The sequence below is a fragment of the Enterococcus alishanensis genome (assembly GCF_019218635.1).
Lineage (GTDB): Bacteria > Bacillota > Bacilli > Lactobacillales > Enterococcaceae > Enterococcus_A > Enterococcus_A alishanensis.
This window is the reverse complement of the sequence record NZ_JAHUZB010000002.1, coordinates 317,567-338,439: the sequence shown is the minus strand read 5'-3', so window position 1 is coordinate 338,439 and position 20,873 is coordinate 317,567. Positions and strand designations below refer to the sequence as shown.

At 33.9% G+C, this 20,873-nt stretch carries 17 protein-coding genes and 1 tRNA gene; 3 read left to right on the top strand and 15 right to left on the bottom strand.

The window, feature by feature from the left end:
• Window positions 1–95: 95 nt before the first annotated feature.
• On the top strand, window positions 96–692 hold the full coding sequence (locus KUA55_RS05280; protein WP_218325137.1) for an FUSC family protein: 597 nt from the start codon (window positions 96–98) through the stop codon (window positions 690–692).
• A 23-nt stretch (window positions 693–715) separates the two neighbouring features.
• Here KUA55_RS05280 and KUA55_RS05275 read toward each other — a convergent pair whose 3' ends face one another.
• The 4 genes from KUA55_RS05275 to KUA55_RS05260 all read right to left on the bottom strand — a co-directional run bounded on the left by KUA55_RS05275 (window position 716) and on the right by KUA55_RS05260 (window position 6,809).
• On the bottom strand, window positions 716–3,991 hold the full coding sequence (locus tag KUA55_RS05275; RefSeq protein ID WP_218325136.1) for an FtsX-like permease family protein: 3,276 nt from the start codon (window positions 3,989–3,991) through the stop codon (window positions 716–718).
• 10 nt (window positions 3,992–4,001) lie between these two features.
• Window positions 4,002–4,703 (bottom strand): ABC transporter ATP-binding protein, encoded by a 702-nt coding sequence (locus tag KUA55_RS05270; RefSeq protein ID WP_218325135.1) that lies wholly within the window; start codon window positions 4,701–4,703, stop codon window positions 4,002–4,004.
• Window positions 4,704–4,772: 69 nt separating this feature from the next.
• A complete protein-coding gene (gene nagA / locus KUA55_RS05265; protein ID WP_218325134.1) occupies window positions 4,773–5,921 on the bottom strand; it encodes an N-acetylglucosamine-6-phosphate deacetylase in 1,149 nt (382 codons plus the stop codon).
• 78 nt (window positions 5,922–5,999) lie between these two features.
• On the bottom strand, window positions 6,000–6,809 hold the full coding sequence (locus tag KUA55_RS05260; RefSeq protein ID WP_218325133.1) for a helix-turn-helix domain-containing protein: 810 nt from the start codon (window positions 6,807–6,809) through the stop codon (window positions 6,000–6,002).
• A 203-nt stretch (window positions 6,810–7,012) separates the two neighbouring features.
• Between KUA55_RS05260 and KUA55_RS05255 the strand changes: the two genes are divergently transcribed.
• Window positions 7,013–7,363, top strand: a complete 351-nt coding sequence (locus tag KUA55_RS05255) for a hypothetical protein (RefSeq protein WP_218325132.1) — start codon at window positions 7,013–7,015, stop codon at window positions 7,361–7,363.
• Between the two features lie 143 nt (window positions 7,364–7,506).
• The gene (locus KUA55_RS05250; RefSeq protein WP_218325131.1) at window positions 7,507–7,821 is read left to right on the top strand and encodes a hypothetical protein; all 315 of its coding nucleotides are present in this window, start codon (window positions 7,507–7,509) and stop codon (window positions 7,819–7,821) included.
• Between the two features lie 106 nt (window positions 7,822–7,927).
• Here KUA55_RS05250 and KUA55_RS05245 read toward each other — a convergent pair.
• The 11 genes from KUA55_RS05245 to KUA55_RS05195 form a co-directional block, all read right to left on the bottom strand.
• Window positions 7,928–8,011 (bottom strand) — tRNA-Leu (locus KUA55_RS05245).
• A gap of 6 nt (window positions 8,012–8,017) precedes the next feature.
• On the bottom strand, window positions 8,018–8,206 hold the full coding sequence (locus tag KUA55_RS05240; RefSeq protein WP_218325130.1) for a hypothetical protein: 189 nt from the start codon (window positions 8,204–8,206) through the stop codon (window positions 8,018–8,020).
• Window positions 8,207–8,242: 36 nt separating this feature from the next.
• Entirely contained in the window at window positions 8,243–8,857 is a 615-nt protein-coding gene (locus KUA55_RS05235) for a hypothetical protein (RefSeq protein WP_218325129.1), read from the bottom strand.
• A 58-nt stretch (window positions 8,858–8,915) separates the two neighbouring features.
• Complete coding sequence (locus tag KUA55_RS05230; protein ID WP_218325128.1) at window positions 8,916–10,748, bottom strand: glycoside hydrolase family 13 protein; 1,833 nt, start codon at window positions 10,746–10,748, stop codon at window positions 8,916–8,918.
• Window positions 10,729–13,164: a glycogen/starch/alpha-glucan phosphorylase gene (locus KUA55_RS05225; protein WP_218325127.1), complete on the bottom strand. Its 2,436-nt coding sequence runs from the start codon at window positions 13,162–13,164 to the stop codon at window positions 10,729–10,731. Before KUA55_RS05225 ends, KUA55_RS05230 begins: the two co-directional genes overlap by 20 nt.
• A gap of 75 nt (window positions 13,165–13,239) precedes the next feature.
• Entirely contained in the window at window positions 13,240–14,670 is a 1,431-nt protein-coding gene (gene glgA, locus KUA55_RS05220) for a glycogen synthase GlgA (protein ID WP_218325126.1), read from the bottom strand.
• Window positions 14,670–15,818, bottom strand: coding sequence for a glucose-1-phosphate adenylyltransferase subunit GlgD (glgD, locus tag KUA55_RS05215; protein ID WP_218325125.1), 1,149 nt, complete (start codon window positions 15,816–15,818; stop codon window positions 14,670–14,672). The genes glgA and glgD overlap by 1 nt, the downstream gene beginning before the upstream one ends.
• Window positions 15,805–16,950: a glucose-1-phosphate adenylyltransferase gene (locus KUA55_RS05210; RefSeq protein ID WP_218325124.1), complete on the bottom strand. Its 1,146-nt coding sequence runs from the start codon at window positions 16,948–16,950 to the stop codon at window positions 15,805–15,807. The genes glgD and KUA55_RS05210 overlap by 14 nt, the downstream gene beginning before the upstream one ends.
• 43 nt (window positions 16,951–16,993) lie before the next feature.
• Window positions 16,994–18,898: a 1,4-alpha-glucan branching protein GlgB gene (gene glgB, locus KUA55_RS05205; RefSeq protein WP_218325123.1), complete on the bottom strand. Its 1,905-nt coding sequence runs from the start codon at window positions 18,896–18,898 to the stop codon at window positions 16,994–16,996.
• A 308-nt stretch (window positions 18,899–19,206) separates the two neighbouring features.
• Window positions 19,207–20,058 carry an alpha/beta fold hydrolase gene (locus KUA55_RS05200; RefSeq protein WP_218325122.1) on the bottom strand — a complete coding sequence of 284 codons (852 nt, stop codon included), beginning with the start codon at window positions 20,056–20,058 and terminating at the stop codon, window positions 19,207–19,209.
• Window positions 20,059–20,060: 2 nt separating this feature from the next.
• Window positions 20,061–20,870, bottom strand: coding sequence for a DUF1803 domain-containing protein (locus KUA55_RS05195; RefSeq protein ID WP_218325121.1), 810 nt, complete (start codon window positions 20,868–20,870; stop codon window positions 20,061–20,063).
• Between the last annotated feature and the right edge of the window lie 3 nt (window positions 20,871–20,873).

The following is a 20,873-nucleotide window of genomic DNA, read 5'->3' as shown; positions in this document are numbered from 1 at the left end:
TAAAACGTGAGGTCCTTCTTTGCTTATCTTACGCCCCTTACGTTTTCGCTTTTTTCTAGTAAATTGGTTAAACTATAATTATAGGAGGGAGTATTATGCAAATCGGTCGTTTTCGTTTAGGGATGCGCACAATCAAAACAGCACTAGCTGTAATGATTTGTATCGCTTTATTTGAATTTACTAATCGTGGTACCCCCTTGATTGCTGCTTTAGCCGCTGTTTTTTCATTGAGGCAAGATTTAAATACAAGTGTTTCTTTCGGACGTTCCAGAGTCTTAGGTAATTCTTTAGGTGGCTTATTAGCCCTCGTCTATTATTACATTCAGTCTTTCTTTCGAGAAAATATTTATTTTGATATCTTTCTGTTACCTCTTTTAGTCATCTTAGTAATTGTTATTTCTGATGGCTTAAATAATAATACTGGTATCATTTCTGCAATTGCCACAATGCTGTTAATTGCTTTAAGTATTCCAGAAGGAGAATCAGCCCTCTATGCGTTGAACCGCGTATTAGATACTTTCATTGGTACATTGATTGCATTGGCTTTAAATGTCACTATCTCGCCTAATCGCGATGAAAAAGAAAAAGAAATTGAAGAAGATTTACAAGTCCTCAAACAAAAAGAAGCTGATTTAACTAAAATGCTAACAGAAGTCCAAAAAAAAATAAAAGAGACAGAACCTAAAAAATAAATTTTTTGGTTCTGTCTTTTTTTTTAATCGCTGGCTTTTAAGGCTTCTATCATATCAATTTTTTTAAGTTTGAAATACATGATTACACCGACTATTATCGCAAATAATAAAGTGATCCCGCTGGCATACAGATAGCTTAACGGTTGAATGATAGGTGAAAACATCGTTATATCTACTTCGACTGTCTGTAAAATATAATGATGTTCAATTTTTCCTAACAGTAAGCCAAAAAGAATTCCCATCAGCGTTAACAAAATATTTTCCCGATAAACATAAGCAACTACTTCCTTATCATAAAATCCCAAAACTTTAATCGTCGATAATTCTCGTATTCGTTCGGAAATATTAATATTGGTTAAATTATATAAAACAATGAAAGCCAATAATCCAGCAGAGACAATCAATACCCACATGATAATATTCAAACTATTCACAGTATCTCGCAAAGCATTTTGAGAACGAGAAGTGAAAGTAACATTTACCACACCGTTTTTACCCATTAATTTCTGACCAAAGCTATCTTCTTTTTTATGACTGACATCCTTTTTGAAATTAACCAAATCGGTATTATATTTCGGTTTTTCATCAAAAATTTTCTGATAATATGTTGGTGTTAGATAAATAAAATGTCCGACATAATTTTCAGTGATATTAGCAATTTTCACCTTAAATTCTTTTCCATCCGTATTTTTTACTGTAAGTTTATTACCCACTTTGAGATCAAAAAGTTTTGCTAATTTCTCATTGATAATTGCTCCTTGATTGTTTAATTGATACTGAGTGTCAGTGGTTCGATCATTAAATTCAATAAAGTCATCCACTCTTTTTACTTCTTTTGGTACTCGTAAATTTACATCTTGCGTGTTTACACCCGATTTACTAACCGTATAAGTCTCACTATCTAACAATAAGTGGTTTTCATAATTTTTATCGGATTCCAATTCTTTCAGATAATCAGTCAATTGGTTATCCGAAATATCATCATCAAAAGTAACCATTGCCTGATAATGCCATAGTTTATCAAATTGGATGTTGACAATATCACCAATCGAATCCCGTAAGCCAAAGCCGGTCACTACCATTGACATACACCCGGCAATTCCAATAACCGTCATCAGCATGCGCTGTTTATATCTGAATAAATTTCTCAACGTGACTTTTTGAATAAATGACAGTCGTGACCAAATCGGCGTGATTCGTTCTAATAAAATTCTTTTCCCGCTTTTTGGTGCTTTTGGTTGCATCAAACTGGCAGGGGTACTTTTTAGATCGTAACGTAAAACAAAAAGCGTTGATCCTACCGAACATAACAGCGCTACAATTAAAGCAATTAATCCGTAACTTAGATACCATGGCGTTACCATATTGGTTAAATTATAAAGTTGTCCATAGGCATTAAAAATAATTGTTGGTAAGAAATAAAAACCAACTGCCAAACCTAGAACTGTTCCAATTCCACTAGCTAGACTAGCATATAAAATATATTTTTGCGCAATCTCGCGGTTACGAAAACCTAACGCTTTTAATGTACCCAATTCACTTCTTTTTTCCTCGACCATTCGAGTCATTGTCGTCAGACTTACTAGAGCAGCAATTAAAAAGAAAATAATCGGAAACACGGTCGCTAATGATGAGATACGGTTGGCATTATCTTGGTATTCACTATAACCAGGATTATCATTTCGATCTTGATAAACATAATCAATAGTATCTAAATTAGTAATAGCAGTTTCTTCCTCAATGATTTGGGCAGTTATTTCTGCCATTGTCTGCTGAGAACCAGAAAAAGATTTTTGTGCATCATTTAATTCTGCTTCAGCCGTTTGTTGACTTTCGGCTAAATCGGCCTTACCTTTTTCTAATTGTTGCGTCCCAGTCACTAAAGATTCTTTTAATTGCTCAATTTCTTTTCTAGTTTGTTCTTGTTGCAAGGTCGACATGCCTTTTTGATCAATGATTGCTTGCGCTTGACTCAACTGATCACTTAAAGCACTTTGCTGTGGATTCAATTGAACAGTTTGCTGATTAATTTCAGACAGGCGTTCATTTTGGCTATTCAATAAGCTTTGTAGGTTCCCTTGTGATGGCTCTTTTAAAGTGTTTATGATAGCTTCTTTCTGATTGTTAGATAAAGCCTCTGCTAATTGATTTAATTGATTCAGATGGCTATTATCTCCTTGTAGTGCCTGATTAATGATACTATTTGATTCAGTAAGCAACAATTTTTCTCGATTTAATTCCGATAATTGTTGGGTAACTTGATTCAGCTGATCATTAACAGTAGAAACCGTTTGGCGGGCCTCATCTTTTTGTTGATTTAAAGTTTCGACAGTTTGTAATTCTTGTTCTTTTGCGGTTATTTGTGCTTGGATTTGTGCTAGTAAAGTTTCTCTTTCAGTAATTTGAGCGGTACCTTCCGCCGTTTTTTGCTGGTATTCTGATTGTCCAGCAGACAAACTAGCTTGAGCTTGATCCATTTGGCCTTGATCATTTGGTGAGGCAATTTGTTCTTTCATTTTGTCTAATTGATTTTGTCGTGCTTCTTTAACCGCAGTGATTCTTTTGTCTGATTCTACTTTAAAATCTTTCTTTAATTTCTTAAGATTTTTTTCTAAACGATCATCATACGTCTTTGAATAGGCAGAAACGTTTTCTAAATTTTTAAAACGAACTAGTAATTCAGTATAGACTGACTGATTAAAATTTTTTTCTTTAGTATAGCCAAAGTAATCTACAGAACCTTTACCAACATTGGTATTGCCACGAGAAATATTTTCAATATATTGGGCACTTTTTACAAAACCGACAACTTTAAACTTATTTCGAGTCATTTGTTGATTGGTTTGATTAATAGTTACCTGATCACCAATTCTGTACCCATGACGATTTTTAGCCACTTCATCTAAAACTATTTGATTATCTTTAATAGGAAGTTTTCCTTCAAGTAAGGTCAGTTGATTGATTTTATCTTGCTTTTGATAACTATACAGTCGCAACACTTGATTTTCCTTTTCAACCGAAAAATCTTGAAAATAGCGACCTTCCACTGCTGCAATATTTTTATTTTTTTTAGTTAGTGCTACATCTGTTTTGGTTAGTCCTGTAGAAGATAAAACAGTAGCATCAGCTAACTGACTTTTTTTATAATATTGATTGGCTGTTTCCAACATGTCTGGACCAGTGGCTGATAAACCAACAAAAAAAGCGACCCCTAAAAAAATAATCCCTAAAATAGATAGAAACCTTGTTTTCGTTTGCCAAATTTCTCGTAAATTTGATTTCCCTAATGCACTCTTCATTTTGAACCTCCTACCATTGAATTTCTTCAATTGATTGAGGATTTTCGTTTAGTTCAACACTACGAACTTTTGCATCATTAATCCGAATAACCCGATCTGCCATCGGTGCTACCGCTGAATTATGGGTAATTATGACTACTGTCGTTCCTAATTCCTTCGAAGTATCTTGCAAAATTTTTAAAATTTGCTTTCCCGTTTCATAATCTAAGGCCCCGGTTGGTTCATCACATAGCAATAATTTAGGTTTTTTAGCTAGGGCACGAGCAATCGTCACCCGTTGTTGCTCTCCACCAGATAGTTGAGCAGGAAAATTATCCAAACGACCAGACAATCCCACTGAAGACAAAACTTCAGCCGCATCGATTGCGTCAGGAACAATCTGAGCAGCCAGTTCAACATTTTCTTTAGCCGTCAAATTTGGAACTAAATTATAAAATTGGAAAACAAAACCGACATCATTACGTCGATAAGTTGTTAATTGTTGATTATTAAAAGTAGCGATATCTGTACCATCAATAATTACTTGGCCCTCATCACAAGTATCCATACCACCTAAAATGTTTAAGACAGTTGATTTCCCAGCACCACTTGGGCCAAGAATAACTGCTACTTCCCCTTGTTCAATCGAAAAATTTATTTTATCATTGGCAGAAATAATCGTTTCTCCCATTTTATAATGTTTACTTTCATCAATCACATCTATATAAGCCATAACTTTCCCCTCCTTTTGATAGTTTAACATAAAAAAAACCTAACCAAAATTGGCTAGGTTTTAAAATTTCTATACGTGATAACGTTCTACACCATCTAAATAAGTTGCAACTAAATCCATCGTAGGTTCCAAAACGATAAAATCAGCTGCACGTCCTTTTTTAATCATACCGCATTGGTCGTCAATTTTACAGCTAACGGCAGGTACATAACTAGCCATCATAACTGCTTCTTCGGGCGTCGCAATATTCCATTCGACTACATTTTTAATTGCTTCTTTTAATTTCAAAATGCTACCAGCTAGATTGCCAGAGTCTAAACGCGCTGTCCCATCTTTAACCACTACAGGAAACTCACCTAAATTATAATTACCATCTGGCATACCGCCAGCCATCATACAATCAGTGATTAAAGCTACATGGTCATGACCCACTTTTTCCATCAATAAATCTGCTGCTTGCGGATGGACATGGTGACCATCACAAATCAATTCAGAAAAAACATGCTCCAAAGTCATTAAAGCACCAACCATTCCTGGTTCACGATGATCTAAACCACGCATACCGTTATATGCATGAACAAAAACACTTGCTCCAGCTTCCACGGCTTCTTGTGCTTGTTCTAAAGTGGCATTGGAATGACCTAAAGAAACGACTACACCTTCATCAGTTACAGCCGAAACAAATTCTTTCACGCCTTTACGTTCAGGAGCCAAAGCAATTTTTTTAATTAATCCACCAGAAGCTTCTTGCCATTCATTAAATGTTTGCAGATCTGGATCCCCAAAATAGCTGGGATTTTGTGCACCTTTATGTTCTTCCGTAAAAAATGGTCCTTCGAAGTAAATTCCTTGAATTTTTGCTCCAGGCACATCTTCGTGAACTTTACCAATCGTTTCTGCTACATCTTTTAAACGTTCTTTAGTTGAAGTTAAAGTCGTTGGCAAGAAACTTGTTACGCCACAAGAAAGTAATGCTTCTGACATGATTTTTAAACCGTCCGCATCATTATCCATAACATCATGATTTAAATAACCATGAATATGGGTATCTACTAAACCTGGTGCAATCCATTTGCCTGATTGGTCAATTACTTTTGCATCTTTTTCTGGTAATTCTTGACTAAAGTTACCAAAAAAGCCATCAGTAATTTCTAAATAACCTGCTGGTTTCACTCCAGAATTTAAAAAGAATTTGTCAGCATAAATATATGTTTTCATCTTCAAACTTCCTCTCTTTTCAATAAAAATACTCCAGCCGAAAAAAAAAGTCAAGAATGGTCTACACCATTCTTGGAATTAATTCATATTTGCCAAAATCTTTTTAAAATATTCACTCTCTTTAGTTAAACCACGGGTATCCAATATTTTTATTTTTAAGGTCAACATTTCTGCCAACTGATAATAGCTGTGTTGATTTTTACTCCAGGTTAAGCCTGCATCAATTACCTTTTCCGCTTTATCAAGATTTTTTTTATCAAACAGAAAGTTTCCATAATTAGTAAAAATATTGACTAACTCAAGTCGCTCTGAATAATCTGCCATCATTGTTTTATATAATTGAAAACTTTCACTATATAAACGTTCCGCTTCACTAAAGTTTCCAAGAATTTGTTGCATCTTACCAGCAAAGCATAATAACAATATTTTTTGATCAAAATAGCCCTGTGATTTATGGGTAAAAAAAACTGACAAACCTTTTTTGATTTTTTCTAATGCTTTTTTCGGATCATTATCAATATAATAACTGCAAATACCTTTAAAATAATATAGTAACTGTAAATCCTTATCTAAATAAATCGTCTTTCTAGCCTCTAAAAAAGCCAAAATACCTTCGATTTCTAAATAGCCTTGTTGCCTTAAATACATAAACATTTTATTAAAATATTTGCGTAACAGTAATTCTTCAGGCAATAAGTCACCAATTAATTGATTCACACTGATACCCAAACGTTGACTTAATTGAGAAATAACTAAAATATTAGGAATTTCTTCATCATTTTCGATGCGGCTTAAAACACTTTGCGAGCAGATATCCTGTGACAACTCTTTTTGAGTAAAACCACGCTCTTTACGGAATTCCTTTAATGCTTCACCAATCGTTACCATGATTTCCTCCAAATATGCAAATTCGCATTTTCTTTATTTTATCCTAAAGAAATGATAGTGACAAGAATCCTTTGATTTAACTTATTGTAATCGGTTCAATTATTTTGTCCCTCCCAGCGCTCGTGCTATACTTTTTCAGATAGATTTCGAATTTTTGTAACAATTAAATAAAATTAACTATAAACAAGAAGGAAAGTGAAAAAATGACCCTAACAATCAATCAAATTTTGAAATTAACTGGAGAAAAAGAGTTTATTTGGCAACCATTAAAGAGTTGGTCTGTTCCTTTATCTGAGGATTTTCACTTTGTACAAGACGGAAATTTTGATTTAAGTAATTCTTTTTTTGCTCAATACCAAGAAAAAACTTACTTAATGCCTGGCTATGTTGTCTTTATTCCCGATCGTGACTCGTTTGTAATCCAGTATTCCTTAGAAGAATTTTCAGACCAAAAATTAACTCCAATTGAAAGTAGCCAGCGAAAACTATTTGAGTTAAAAGCACTGATTGAGTATTTAGATTCCACTACACCACAAGATTTCTTTACTTGGTAAAACTAGTAGATGATCATCTACTAGCTTTTTTATTATAAATTAGTTCTCGATGTGTTTATTTTCTTCTTTAAGTGAATTGTTGATAATAGTATAATAACTTATAAAGGTTGGTATCATAATAAATTTTTATAAGGAGTTTAATGATGGGGAAAAAATATGTTGTTACCGAAGAATCTGGTTGCGGTTGTTGGAGTGTTATTGGCTTTCTATTTTTATGCTCAATCTTCATTACGATTGCACCTTACTTGTTATTTATTTTAATCATTGCAGTCATCATTGGACTAATTATCTATATTCCAAAGATGAGGCAAAGAAAACAGCATGCCGCAGAAGAAGCTGAGCTTGCTGAACGCGAAAGACAATTAGAATTACGAGCAAAAAGAATCGCGCTTGAAAAAAGAGAGCGTGAATTGAATGATCATAAGGAAATTGATAATGATGGCTGGGATGATTTTTAAATATTAAAGCAGTACTTTAAAAATCTTTCCGCAGATTTTCCATGAAAAGAATAAAAAAAACACATTAGCAACATTGCTTTAACAATGTTACTAATGTGTTTTTTAGTGCGGCGAATGAGACTCGAACTCACACGGGCCAAAGCCCACAAGATCCTTAGTCTTGCTTGTCTACCAATTCCAACACCACCGCATTATTTTATACTATAGTTGTATCATAGACATAAATAATATTACCATTCAAATCAGCAATGCCCCGGAAAAATTTCCGATCTTCTTGTTGCTGCCAAGCTTCACGAAACATAAAAAAGTCGTCATGTTTCACTTCTAATTGGGCAATTTCACCTGATCGCAGTTGTTTGATTTTTTCTTCAAATGGATTTTGCATCTTATCACCTCAAAAAAGAGCGGCGATTTCCCGCTCTTATTCTTTAAAATATTTTGTATTTTCAACTGCATCACTATCTTCTTGTAAAATACCTCGCAATGAACGATCTAAGCGGCCACCTTTTCGGATTTGATTCTTTTTGATCGAAGGTTGGTTAGGAACTTCTCGATCTTCTGCTAATAAAATATAGTTTTCTGGATCCTTTAACATACTATTTAACAGTTCTCTCTGAGAAATTTTATCTTCAGGCTCATCTGGAATCAAAGAAGCTGGAACATAAGTTGGCTCAAATTGCGCTAGATTTTTTTGCTCTGGTTTGAAACGTAGTTTATGGTCATTCTTCTCTGGTACCTCTTCAAAAAGTGAACGAGGTTTTTTCAGATCGCTTCCAATAGGACCATAGTCTGGTAAATTTTGACGATGTTTTGCCAATTCTCTTTTTGGTTTATCATCAGTGTGAACGGGACGTCTTTTGGTTGGTCGGCTAATTTCTCTTTCAAATACTGTTTTCTCGTCTAAACGAAAATCAGTAATTAAATTAATTCCACCTTCAAATTTATCCTTTGTGCTTTCACTATGCAATTTTACACCTAATTCATCGTCGTAAGCAGGAAAACGTGCTCGTTTTCCGTCAAATGATTGATCACTCATAGCCATTCATCCTATCTTATTTTGTACTTAAATTCTAGCACAAATTAGAGAAAATATCTTATATTCTTATCGATAAAAATAAATTTGCATGACCTTCAATTACTTTTTCTGAAAATAATTTTTCTAGAATTGACAAATTACCATTAAACTGGCGTGGATTAATCAAATCAGCCAATCTCAGAACCTTGTCGTTTTCTCCGCGATTCACAATATACGCACTATATTCTTCTTGATTAAAACGCAATACACCAAAGACATCTTCTGTTTCAGTATAAAATGGATAGAATTCACCATTCATAAGAGAGCTATGTGTCTTTCTGCGTTTGATCCATTTATGACAATCTTGATAAATCGTTGGATTCACGTGATTCCATGGGAAATATTTTCGATTGTCAGGATCTGTTCCACCGGTTACTCCAGCTTCATCACCATAATAAACACAAGGGATACCGGGCATCATGAATAATAATCCCCAGGCGACATCTAAATCATCTTCTGATTGATTCAACATTGTAAAAATTCGTTCTGTATCATGTGTCCCAAGGTTATTTAATTGATTGTAGTAAAAATCTTTCGGATAGTTGGCTTGAATTTCTACCATTTCCTTAGTAATTTGACTCATCTTTTTTTGCATTGTTAAAATATCTAGAATCTGTTGACGTAAAGGATAATTCATCACTGACTGTAAATGATTACCAAATAAATATTTCCTTCTTTTTTCATAAGCAATCTTGTTAGAAGCATCTTCCCAGACTTCACCGATCAATATTTTATTTTTAAATGTATTCAAGCGTTGGCGTATTCCGCCGATAAAATCATCCGTTAATTCATCAGCAACATCCAAACGCCAACCATCTACACCTAGCGCTGTCCATTTATCTATGACTCCCTTTGGTCCATAAATAAAGGACTGAAAACTAGGATTTTCTTTATTTACTTCCGGCAAATCTGCCACACCCCACCACGAACGATATTCGTCAGGATATTTAGTAAATTGGAACCAAGAATAATAAGGGCTTTGTTGATTTCTGCTAGCACCGACTTCTTCACCATAGATGCCGGCTTGATTAAAGTAACGGCTATTGCGACCAACATGGGAAAAGACACCATCTAAAATAATATGGATTCCGACTTGATGTAAAGCATCTAATAATTCCACAAAATCTTTTTCTGTTCCTAACATTGGATCAATTTTAAAATAATCATTCGTGTCATAACGGTGATTACTAGTTGCTTCGAAAATCGGATTTAAATATAAAGCGTTAATTCCTAACTCCAGTAAATAAGGAATTTTTGCTTGGATACCTTTTAAGTTACCGCCGTAGAAATCCCATCTTAAAATTTCATTTTTTTCATTTCGAATATACATCGGCGTATCTTCTTTAGTTCCATATATAAAACTATTTTTTTTAGGCGCATTTACTTGGCCATTTTCATTACCGTTATTAAAACGATCAGGAAAAATCTGATAAAAAACTGCCTGTTGATACCAATCAGGTGCAATCTCAGCTGTCTCATAACAAGTCAGTTGATACTCTGGCATCTGATTTTTTGAATCATAAATTTTTCCTGCACCACCATCTTCGCCATAACTACAATAATAGGTAGATACTTGATTATTTTCATTGATCAAATCAATTTTGAAATAATAAAAATACAAACCAGCCTGTTCACCAAGACGATAACAAAAATGAAACAAATCCTCTTCCAATTGATTCATCATGAAAGTTTCTGCACCCTTAGCACTATCCTCTTCACGAATCACCAAATATACTTTTGCTTTAGCAAAGTCAGATACGTTGATGTTGAAATGAACTGTTTGTTTGATCGGAATCGCACCAAAAGGCTGCTTATACTTTTCCTGCCAAGCATTATAATAAATATTGACCATGGGTTGTACCTCGTTCATCATTGTGACTAAATAATGGCTCAATCTGCCAAATGTCGTCCGCATATTTTTGAACCGTGTCATCTGCTGAGAAACTTCCAGCATTGGCAATGTTCTGTAAACTCACTTGACGCCAGCGTCTTGTGTCTAAATAAGCAACCTCAATCGTCTTTTGAGCAGCTAAATAAGAATCAAAATCTCGTAAAACAAAGTATTCATCGTTATATTTAATTAACGAATCATAAATTTCTTGTCCTTCAAATAAAATGTTTGGAATGGTACCATCCACAAAAGCATTGACTACCCGGTGAATTTTTTCATTTTGATTATAAATATCACCGGCATTATAACTATTGTCTTGGTAATAACGATAAACTTCTTCCTCGGTTAAGCCAAAAATAGCAATATTGTCATCACCGACAAAATTTCTAATTTCCACATTCGCCCCATCTAGTGTAGCAATTGTGACCGCACCATTTAGCATCAGTTTCATATTTGAAGTTCCTGAAGCTTCTTTTGATGCGAGAGAAATTTGTTCGCTAACATCAGCTGCTGGAATAATTTTTTCAGCTAAAGAAACTTTGTAATTTTCTAAAAAGACGATTTTTATTTTATCATTGATTGCTGGATCATTATTGATCAATTTTGCTACTTCATTTATGACCTTAATAATTGCTTTTGCATAATGATAACTTGGCGCAGCTTTTGCTCCAAAAATAAATACACGGGCAGGAATTTCCAATGTAGGATCATTTTTCAAATCAAAGTACATATTTAAAATATGCATCAAGTTTAATAATTGTCGTTTATATGCATGCAGACGTTTTATTTGTACATCAAAAATCGCGTCTGGTGACACCGTAATTCCGGTTGTCTCTTTAATATAATTAGCAAATTCAATTTTATTTTCTCGTTTAGCAACCGCTAAAGCATCCAAAGCAGTATCATCATCCTGATAATTCAACAGTAATCTTAAATCATTAGAATTTTGACGCCAAGAAGTGCCAATAGTCTTATCTAAAACCCGACTCATGTTAGGGTTAGCAATTTGTGACCAGCGACGTTGTGCGATTCCATTAGTTTTATTATTAAAACGATCTGGATATAAAATATAAAAATCATGGAGCACAACAGATTTTAACAAATCAGAATGGAGTTTTGCCACTCCGTTAGTTGAATGAGAACCAATAATTGCTAAATGAGCCATATGAACTTGATCATTTTGGATAATACGTGTGCGACTGACTAATTCTTCACCATGAACCCAAGATGTCTCTACGACGAAACGACGATCAATTTCTTCAATGATTTGATAGATTCGGGGACAAACAGCCTTCATCATACCGACTGACCATTTTTCTAAAGCCTCAGCCATAATTGTATGATTAGTATAACTCATCACTTTAATTGTTAAATCCCAAGCTTTTTCCCAAGGAACATTTTGCTCATCAACTAATAGACGCATAAATTCTGCCACACACATAGCTGGATGGGTATCATTAATATGGATCGCCACATATTGATTAATTTTATCAATTGGTTCATGTAATTGAAGATAATGACGTAAAATACTTTGCAGTCCAGCCGAAACAAAGAAATATTCTTGTCTTAATCTTAGATTTCGACCTTCTTCATTAGAATCATCTGGATACAATACAGAGGTTAAATCTTCAACTGCGCGTCTTTCTTCTACACTACGATAACGATCTTCCTCTTCTTCAGGAATTTCCACCGACCATAAGCGCATCGTATTAACCGTTTGATTCTGATATCCGACCATACCAGTATCATAAGGGACTGCCCGAACTTTAGAGCCACCTTCGTAAACTGGTTTTAAATTACCATCTAGCATTTTTTTCATCCAAACATGTCCGCCAAAATGAACATTAACTGCTTTACTTTCTTTGCGAACTTCCCATAAATTCCCTTGATTTAACCATTCGTCTGGTAGCTCTACTTGATAACCGTCAACAAATTTTTGTTTAAATAAACCATATTGATAACGGATTCCATTACCATTTCCTGGCAATCCACGAGAAGCAATTGAATCCATAAAGCATGAGGCCAACCGACCTAGTCCACCATTTCCTAGTGCCATATCTGGTTCAACAGCAGCCAAATCAGCTAAATCAATATTCATATCTGCTAAGGCGTCTTCAACAATATCTAACCAACCCATATTTAATAAATTACTTTTTAACATCTGCCCAGGTAAAAATTCAATTGAGAAATAATAAACCTGTTTTTGTTTTTGTTTACGATAATCTTGCCAAGTTTGATACCAATCCGGCGAATAACTATCAGTAATAATTGAACCTAGCGTTTGATAAAGTTCTGTAGCAGTAGCATCCTCTACTTCCATTGCGTATTTTTCTGCTAAACGCTTTTTAAATATTGCCTTAAATTCTTTTTTGTTCATTAATTATCACAACCTTCACGAATTTATAAGAAAAACCAAAATCTCACGGTAAACCGCAGACTCTGGTTTTATTAATTATTGCATGCCTTGATACAATGCCAAATATTTCTGACTAGACAAGTCCCAACTAAAGTCTGTTTTCATACCATTAACCATCAATTTTTGCCAAATATCAGGTTCATCTTGGTACAAAGCTATTGCTTGCTTACAAGTATTCATCAAAATATAGGATTCAAAAATATTAAAACCAAATCCAGTGCCTGCTTGAGTGATTGGATTATAAGGGATTACGGTATCTTTTAATCCACCTACTTCATGAACAATCGGCAAAGTGCCATAACGCATGGAAATCATTTGTGATAATCCACATGGCTCAAAAGCTGATGGCATTAAAAACATATCTGCTCCGGCATAAACTTTTTGCGCCAAGTTCACATCAAAAGCAATATTAATGCTAGCTTTTTCTGGATACTTGCTACCAATATAGCTAAAACCAGCTTCGAAATTCGGATCACCTGTACCAATTAATACAAATTGCACGTCAAATTGAAGTAAATTTTCTAATTCTTGTAAAACCAAATGGAAACCTTTTTGATATGTCAAACGACTGACCACACCAATCAATGGGACGTCTTCACGAATGGGCAGACCCATTACTTTTTGTAAATCAGTTTTATTCTTTTTCTTTTCAGCTAAATTTTCGATATTGAATTTTTCAAAGATTGCGGGATCCGTTTCAGGATTAAAGACCTCCGTATCAATTCCATTTAATATGCCACTTAATTTACCACTTTCCATCTGTAAAATGACATCTAAACCTGATGAAAATTGTGGTGTTTTGATTTCATTAGCGTAAGATGGACTAACTGTTGTCACTCGATCAGCATATAAAATTCCTGCTTTCATAAAATTCAAACAATCATTGAATTTGATTGTACCGTCATCATAACGTTCTGTTCCCATCCCAAATAGGTCGACTAAAATTTGTTTATCAAACTGACCTTGAAATTCGATATTGTGTATCGTTAAAATGATGCGAATATCAGAGAAGGCCGAAATCCAATTATATTTTTCCTTTAACAAGAAAGGCACCATTGCGGTATGATAATCATTCACATGGAGAACATCAGGAATGAAATTAATTTTTTCCATCATCTCAATCAAAGCTAATTGGAAAAAGGCAAAGCGTTCACCATCATCGTAATATCCGTACAATTCTTCACGATTGAAATAATAGAGATTATCAAGAAAGTAATAATCTATTCCATTTAATTGTAAATATTTTACCCCGCAGTATTGTTTACGCCAACCAACATATACATCAAAATGAAGCAAATCTTCTAGTTGATCTTGATATTTTTCAGCCATCTTAGTAAAAAACGGCAACACAACTTTAATATCGACCCCTTTTTTCTTTAATTCCTTCGGTAAAGCACCGGCTACATCGCCTAATCCACCTGATTTAAAAAAGGGAGCACATTCAGCTGCCGCAAATAAAACTTTCATCAATGTTCGCCTCCATAGATATCGTTTAAGACATGGGCATTTTTCCTCACAACAACTGGTTTTTCAGCTGTTCCGATAATCTTCACACCTGGCTCAATGATGACATTTTTATCAACGATTGCATTTTTTATGAAAGCATTTTCTTGAATTTTCACATTGGCCATTACAATACTATCATACACTTCGGCATCTTTTGCGACAAAGGTTTTTCTTGAAAATAACGAGTTTTCAACTTTTCCTTCAATAATACAGCCCGTTGCAAACTGACTATTATTAACAACTGAAGTCGGCGCATAATAAGTTGCAACTTCATTTTTTAACTTTGTATAAATTTTTTGACTAGTGTATAGCAATGAATTGAATTTTTTTGAATCTAGCATTGCCATATTCGCATCATAATAAGATTTGACATCAAAAATATTACTTAAAAATCCTGTATATTCATATGCAGATGTTCGTACTTGATTCATCCGATCCATTAAAAATTCTTGCATAGAAGCCGGTGAATTATTTAGCTGACCCTCTTGAAATTGTCGGATCAACCAATCTGTTCGGCAGATAAAAATTGTCATGGACAAATTATGCAATTCATCTTCCAATCTATTATTTTCAAAACGATCATAACCAATAACGTGTCCATCATCGATTTTTAAGATAACGTCTTTTGCAGAAATATATTCTTTCGACATTTTTTTATACACCACTGTTAAGTCGACATCTTTTTGTTGATGAATTTTCAAAACAGATTCAATATCAATATTACACAGCATTCTGTTACCCATAAATACAGTGTACTCTGACTTAGATTTATTTAAAAAATCAATCGCATCATCATAATATGGTAAACCTTCTGCTTTTTTCTGTAAATATTCTTGATAAAAATTAATGAAAAAACGGCTATCAACACTATCAAGATGCCATTCTCGTCCTCCACCAATATGATCAAATACTGACTTAGTCTGATGCTGATTAAAGATCATATAAACTTGTTTAATATTGGCATTTACAGCATTTGAAAGACTAAAATCTAAAATACGATATTTACAATCAAAAGGTAAAGTAGATAAAGGTCGATTTTCAGTTAAAGGTAGTAATTCTTTGCTTTCATATACGCCGCTAATAATCGCCGCTATTTTATTCGCTCTCATCAACATTCACTCCAATCACTTCAGAATAGCCAACTATAGCAATCTCATCTGTCCCATCAATTACTGCATTGTCACCAATAATAGCTTTTTCGCCAACAATCGCACGATTCATTTTTACATTTCGACCAATTGTAGCTCCCGGCATAATAAAACTATCCTTTATCACAGCGCCTTCTTTTACTTGAACATCATTTGATAAGATACTGTGATCAACTTCACCTGCGACATAACAACCGTCGACTATCAAAGAATCTTTAACCAAGGCTGTTTCAGTTAAGAAATGCGGTGGTGAAACTGTATTTTTAGCTAGAACTCGCCAATTTTTATCGCGAATATTTAAGCTGTGATTAGGATCTATAAATTCCATATTTGATTCCCATAATGAATCAATTGTACCAACATCTTTCCAGTAACCTTGGAATCGATAAGCAAAAACATTTTCACCAGATTCAAGATAAGCAGGAATAACATGTTTCCCAAAATCAAGCATATGATCATCTTTTTGGTAACTATTTAGTAGCATATCTCGTAAACGAGACCAGTTGAAAATATAAATCCCCATCGATGCAAGATTACTTTTTGGTTCTTCTGGTTTTTCTTCAAATTCAATAATTCGATTATTTTCATCTGTATTCATAATTCCAAAACGAGAAGCTTCTTCCATAGGTACTTCTATAACGGCAACAGATAAAGATGCATTATTTTCTTTATGCACATCAAGCATTGCTTCATAATCCATTTTGTAAATGTGATCTCCTGATAAAATCAAGACATACTGTGGATCCATTTGATCAATGTAATCCATATTCTGATAGATTGCATGAGCAGTACCTTCAAACCATTTACTACCGTCATTACTAGAAAATGGTTGTAAGATAGTGACCCCTGAATTCAGTCCATCAAATCCCCAACTTGAACCATTCCCAATATGACTATTTAAAGCAAGTGGTTGATATTGTGTCACGACACCAACATTATTTATTCCTGAATTCACGCAATTACTTAAAGTAAAATCAATAATCCGATACCTTCCACCAAACGGAACAGCGGGTTTTGCAATATGTTGTGTCAATTTCCCTAATCTTGAGCCTTTTCCCCCGGCTAAGATCATTGCTAAGATTTCTGTTTTCATAATCTTTGTTGGTGAAAAAATTAGCTTTCACCATCCCCCTTTTTTATTTTTTTGTCCGTGTATTTACTTTTAACGGTTTTAAAATCAATGCCCCCAAAGCCGGTACCGTCGTAGTAATTGAAGATTGATAATCTTTAAAATGATATTCATCACTTTCTGCTACTGGATTATGCTCCGTCCAAGTTCCACCAAACTCTAGCATTTCCGTATTCCAAACTTCTTCATAACTGCCAGCATAAGGCACGCCAATTCTAAAACCTTGTCTTTCTACTGGAGTCATATTTAAAATAACAATTAAAAAGTCCTTTTTACGTTTTCCTTTGCGGATAAAGGATAGTACTGTTTCATTCGTATTATCTGCGTCAATAATCTCGATAGTATCGTAAGATTCTTCCAATTCCCACAACGCTGGATTGTCTTTATAAAACTGATTTAACTGGCTAGTGAAAAATTGCATGGAATGATTAAGAGAATCCTTTAAATCCACCCATTCTAAGCCTTCATCATATTTCCATTCTAAAAATTGACCCCATTCACTACCCATAAATAATAGCTTCTTCCCAGGATGAGTCATAAAATAAGTAAACAAATTTCGCAGCTGAGCAAATTGCTTATAGCGATCTCCCCACATTTTATGCATCAAACTTTTCTTACCATGAACAACTTCATCATGAGACAAAGGTAAAATGAAATTTTCATCCATCATGTACATAAACGAAAAAGTCAATAGATTAAAATTGTCTCCACGATATAGCGGATCCATTTCGTAAAAGCGTAAAATATCATTCATCCACCCCATATTCCATTTGTAATCGAAACCTAAAGCACCTGTTTCAATTAAACCAGTAATTTGAGTATCTGAAGAGCTTTCTTCAGCCATCATTAGTACATTTGGGTGGGCTAATTTGATAACTGCATTTAATTTTTGCAAGAAATAATAGCCTTCGAAATTTTGATTTCCGCCTTCATGATTGGGTGTCCAAGGACCATCATCGTAATCGCGATAAATCATGCTTGAAACAGCATCTACACGAATACCATCAATATGGTAAAACTCAATCCAAAACATCGCACTAGATATTAAGAAACTTTGAACTTCAGATTTGCCGAGATCAAAATTAATTGATCCCCAACGAACGTTATTTGCCCGATCTGGATCCTGGTATTCAAATTGTGGCGTTCCATCATAGTAAGGCAATGTATCATCATTAATACAAAAATGCCCAGGTACCCAATCGACTAGCACGCCAATATTGTTTAAATGACAAGCTTCTACAAAATTTTGGAATTCTTCTGGTGTACCATAATATGAACTTAATGCAAAATAACCAATTAATTGATAACCCCAGCTCATCCCTAAAGGATGTTCCATCAATGGCATAAATTCCACGTGAGTATAATTCATTTCCACTAAATATGGCACTAGTTCTTCCGTTAATTCAGCGAAATTATACGGCTGACCATCCTCGTGATGTTTCCACGAGCTAGCATGAACTTCATAGATATTCATTGGTCGTTTAAAATGATTTACACGTTTGTTTCTGCCGCGCCAAAGACCATCTTTCCATTTTTTTTCAGGTACTGTATGAAGTACTGCAGCATCACCTGGTCTTTTTTCAAAAAAGATTGCAAAAGGATCAATTTTCATAATCTCACGACCGTTTGCTTGACGAACTTTGAATTTGTACAAATCACCTTCACTAGGTAAAGCGGTTGTTACTTCCCAAATACCATAAGCATCTTTTTCCATAGGAATAGAATCATTCCAGTCATTAAAGTCACCCACCAAAAATACCATTTGTGCATTAGGTGCCCATACTCGAAATGTGTATTGATCATTTTTTAAGTGTGCGCCTAAAAAATGTTGGGCATAAAAGTTTTCCCCCGACAAAAAATTCTGTTTGGCTTCAAGTAACGGCTTTTCTTCAACATCAGATTTCTCTTTCATAGGCCACCTCATTTACTTATTTTACTCAAAAAATACTTGTAAAAAAATCTGAAATAAAAATTCTATTTCATTATTTTTTAACTTTCTCTTCTTTTATAATAACATAAAAAAATGCGTACGATCGCTCGAAATACTAATTAAAATAGTTTTTTTTTACTAAAATGATTTAAATATGCAGAAAATAATAGCTTTATGAAAATGAATTGAAAACTTTCTCTTCTAAAAAAACACTTCATTTCATCATCTATTAAAAACCAATCGTTATTTTACACGAAAAAAGCTAGAGAATCCTTGATAGATTCTCTAGCTCATTTTTGCCATAAAAATTTAATTAATTCTTTTTCAAATGCGGCTGTTTTAGTTATCCAAGAATGACTTGCCTTAATACCAGTAATTGTATATTCTTGATAACTCTTTACATGAGACGAGATTAAATAGCGTAAGGCAAATGCACTATGCAGTGAGACCGCACCATCACTTTGAGTCCCGTCTTTTTTATTTCCAGCAATATTTAAAACTTGTAAGTTTTTTGGCAATTTATTCATTTGTTGGTCAAAATATTGATAAATAGGTGTCTCTTGGCTAGGACCCGTCTCGGTCAATTCTGCAGCAAATACCTCATCAGTATCTTCGGCGATTTCTAAATCATTATATGGCGTAGCAACCGTCACCAACTTTTCTACTTTAGGACCTTGATCGTATTCTAAAAGGTAACGTAAAGCTGATACACCACCCATTGAATGAGCAACTAGATTCACTTTTTTTACGCCTTGTTTGGATAAATATTGCATTGCATCAGAAATCCACTGGCTTTGCTTAATCTCACTAGCACGATTATTTGAAAAAAGTAACATGATCGTTGGATTATCTGCTTTCTTTGATAAATTCCCTTTTACAGTCAATTGACCATCCTCAGCAACTGTAATTGTCATAGCACGTTTCGCATATTGATCATCATTTAAAATTTTTAGCATCGGACCAAAAGAAAAACTATTTCCTTGATAGCCATGAATAAAAACAGTTGGTGTTTGACTATAATTAATTCCTTTTTGTTTAGATATGTTGCCACCATTTATTGAACGTATTTGAAAATAGTAAAACATTCCAGTTACACTAAAAACTGAAATAATTGCTACTAATATCTTGAAAATTTTTTGCATATTTACGCCTTCTTTATGAGATAAGTAAAACCTAATGTTGGAACTAGTATTTTCATTAATCGACGAATTGCAAAATAACGAATATCCCCAGATAATTTTTTAAGTTCAGCGTCTAATTCTGGTAAATCAGGAATTTCATCTACAACTGGTACTAAAATTTTGGGCACTGGATCTAATTGAATCAAATCAGTAACAATTAAACTTTGAGAATAAATAGTTTCTCGCCGCGGTTTCTTTTGTTTCAAAACAAAATCTAAAACCGTACTAACTTGATTAAAATAAAATTCTTGGTTCACATCACCAATTAATTTTTCCAATTGTTCAAATGATTCAGGATAATCTTCTGTTTGAAAAGAAAAATAATTAGGAATTGTAAAATCATTCCTTTTTTCCACATTTACTGTTATCAGTTGATATTCCTCATTTGCTATTTGCGTTATCTCCGGCAAATTAAAATCAACTGCTATAGTGCCAGGATATTTTTCTTGCCAATAATTTTGGATTAAGAAAGAAATCAACGTTACTTTTGCTGTCTCTTCAGCCAATTGATTTATTTTGTTCCAACTTTCTACCAAAGGATACGCCTTTAACTGAGGAATATGCAAATAATAGCGCCGATTTCTACGAAAAATTATTTCAAACGAAATCAAACGATCTAAATATTGATCCAAATGCCGCATACTAGGAAAATTATTTTTAATTTCTCGCAGGATCACAGGATTTTCTTGTTTTTCAAAATAATTAAGTAGAGTCATAATTTCTGGTTTTTTTATATATTCTATTAGTTTTTCTTCATTAGATATAATCTTCATTTT

Coding starts and splice junctions, on each gene's coding strand:
- glgA (WP_218325126.1), bottom strand. CDS start 14,670: ATGAAAGTTTTATTTGCGGCAGCTGAATGTGCTCCCTTTTTTAAATCA.
- KUA55_RS05255 (WP_218325132.1), top strand. CDS start 7,013: ATGACCCTAACAATCAATCAAATTTTGAAATTAACTGGAGAAAAAGAG.
- KUA55_RS05200 (WP_218325122.1), bottom strand. CDS start 20,058: ATGCAAAAAATTTTCAAGATATTAGTAGCAATTATTTCAGTTTTTAGT.
- KUA55_RS05270 (WP_218325135.1), bottom strand. CDS start 4,703: ATGGCTTATATAGATGTGATTGATGAAAGTAAACATTATAAAATGGGA.
- KUA55_RS05195 (WP_218325121.1), bottom strand. CDS start 20,870: ATGAAGATTATATCTAATGAAGAAAAACTAATAGAATATATAAAAAAA.
- glgD (WP_218325125.1), bottom strand. CDS start 15,818: ATGAGAGCGAATAAAATAGCGGCGATTATTAGCGGCGTATATGAAAGC.
- KUA55_RS05230 (WP_218325128.1), bottom strand. CDS start 10,748: ATGGTCAATATTTATTATAATGCTTGGCAGGAAAAGTATAAGCAGCCT.
- KUA55_RS05275 (WP_218325136.1), bottom strand. CDS start 3,991: ATGAAGAGTGCATTAGGGAAATCAAATTTACGAGAAATTTGGCAAACG.
- KUA55_RS05280 (WP_218325137.1), top strand. CDS start 96: ATGCAAATCGGTCGTTTTCGTTTAGGGATGCGCACAATCAAAACAGCA.
- KUA55_RS05225 (WP_218325127.1), bottom strand. CDS start 13,164: ATGAACAAAAAAGAATTTAAGGCAATATTTAAAAAGCGTTTAGCAGAA.
- KUA55_RS05235 (WP_218325129.1), bottom strand. CDS start 8,857: ATGAGTGATCAATCATTTGACGGAAAACGAGCACGTTTTCCTGCTTAC.
- KUA55_RS05260 (WP_218325133.1), bottom strand. CDS start 6,809: ATGGTAACGATTGGTGAAGCATTAAAGGAATTCCGTAAAGAGCGTGGT.
- glgB (WP_218325123.1), bottom strand. CDS start 18,898: ATGAAAGAGAAATCTGATGTTGAAGAAAAGCCGTTACTTGAAGCCAAA.
- KUA55_RS05210 (WP_218325124.1), bottom strand. CDS start 16,950: ATGAAAACAGAAATCTTAGCAATGATCTTAGCCGGGGGAAAAGGCTCA.
- KUA55_RS05250 (WP_218325131.1), top strand. CDS start 7,507: ATGGGGAAAAAATATGTTGTTACCGAAGAATCTGGTTGCGGTTGTTGG.
- nagA (WP_218325134.1), bottom strand. CDS start 5,921: ATGAAAACATATATTTATGCTGACAAATTCTTTTTAAATTCTGGAGTG.
- KUA55_RS05240 (WP_218325130.1), bottom strand. CDS start 8,206: ATGCAAAATCCATTTGAAGAAAAAATCAAACAACTGCGATCAGGTGAA.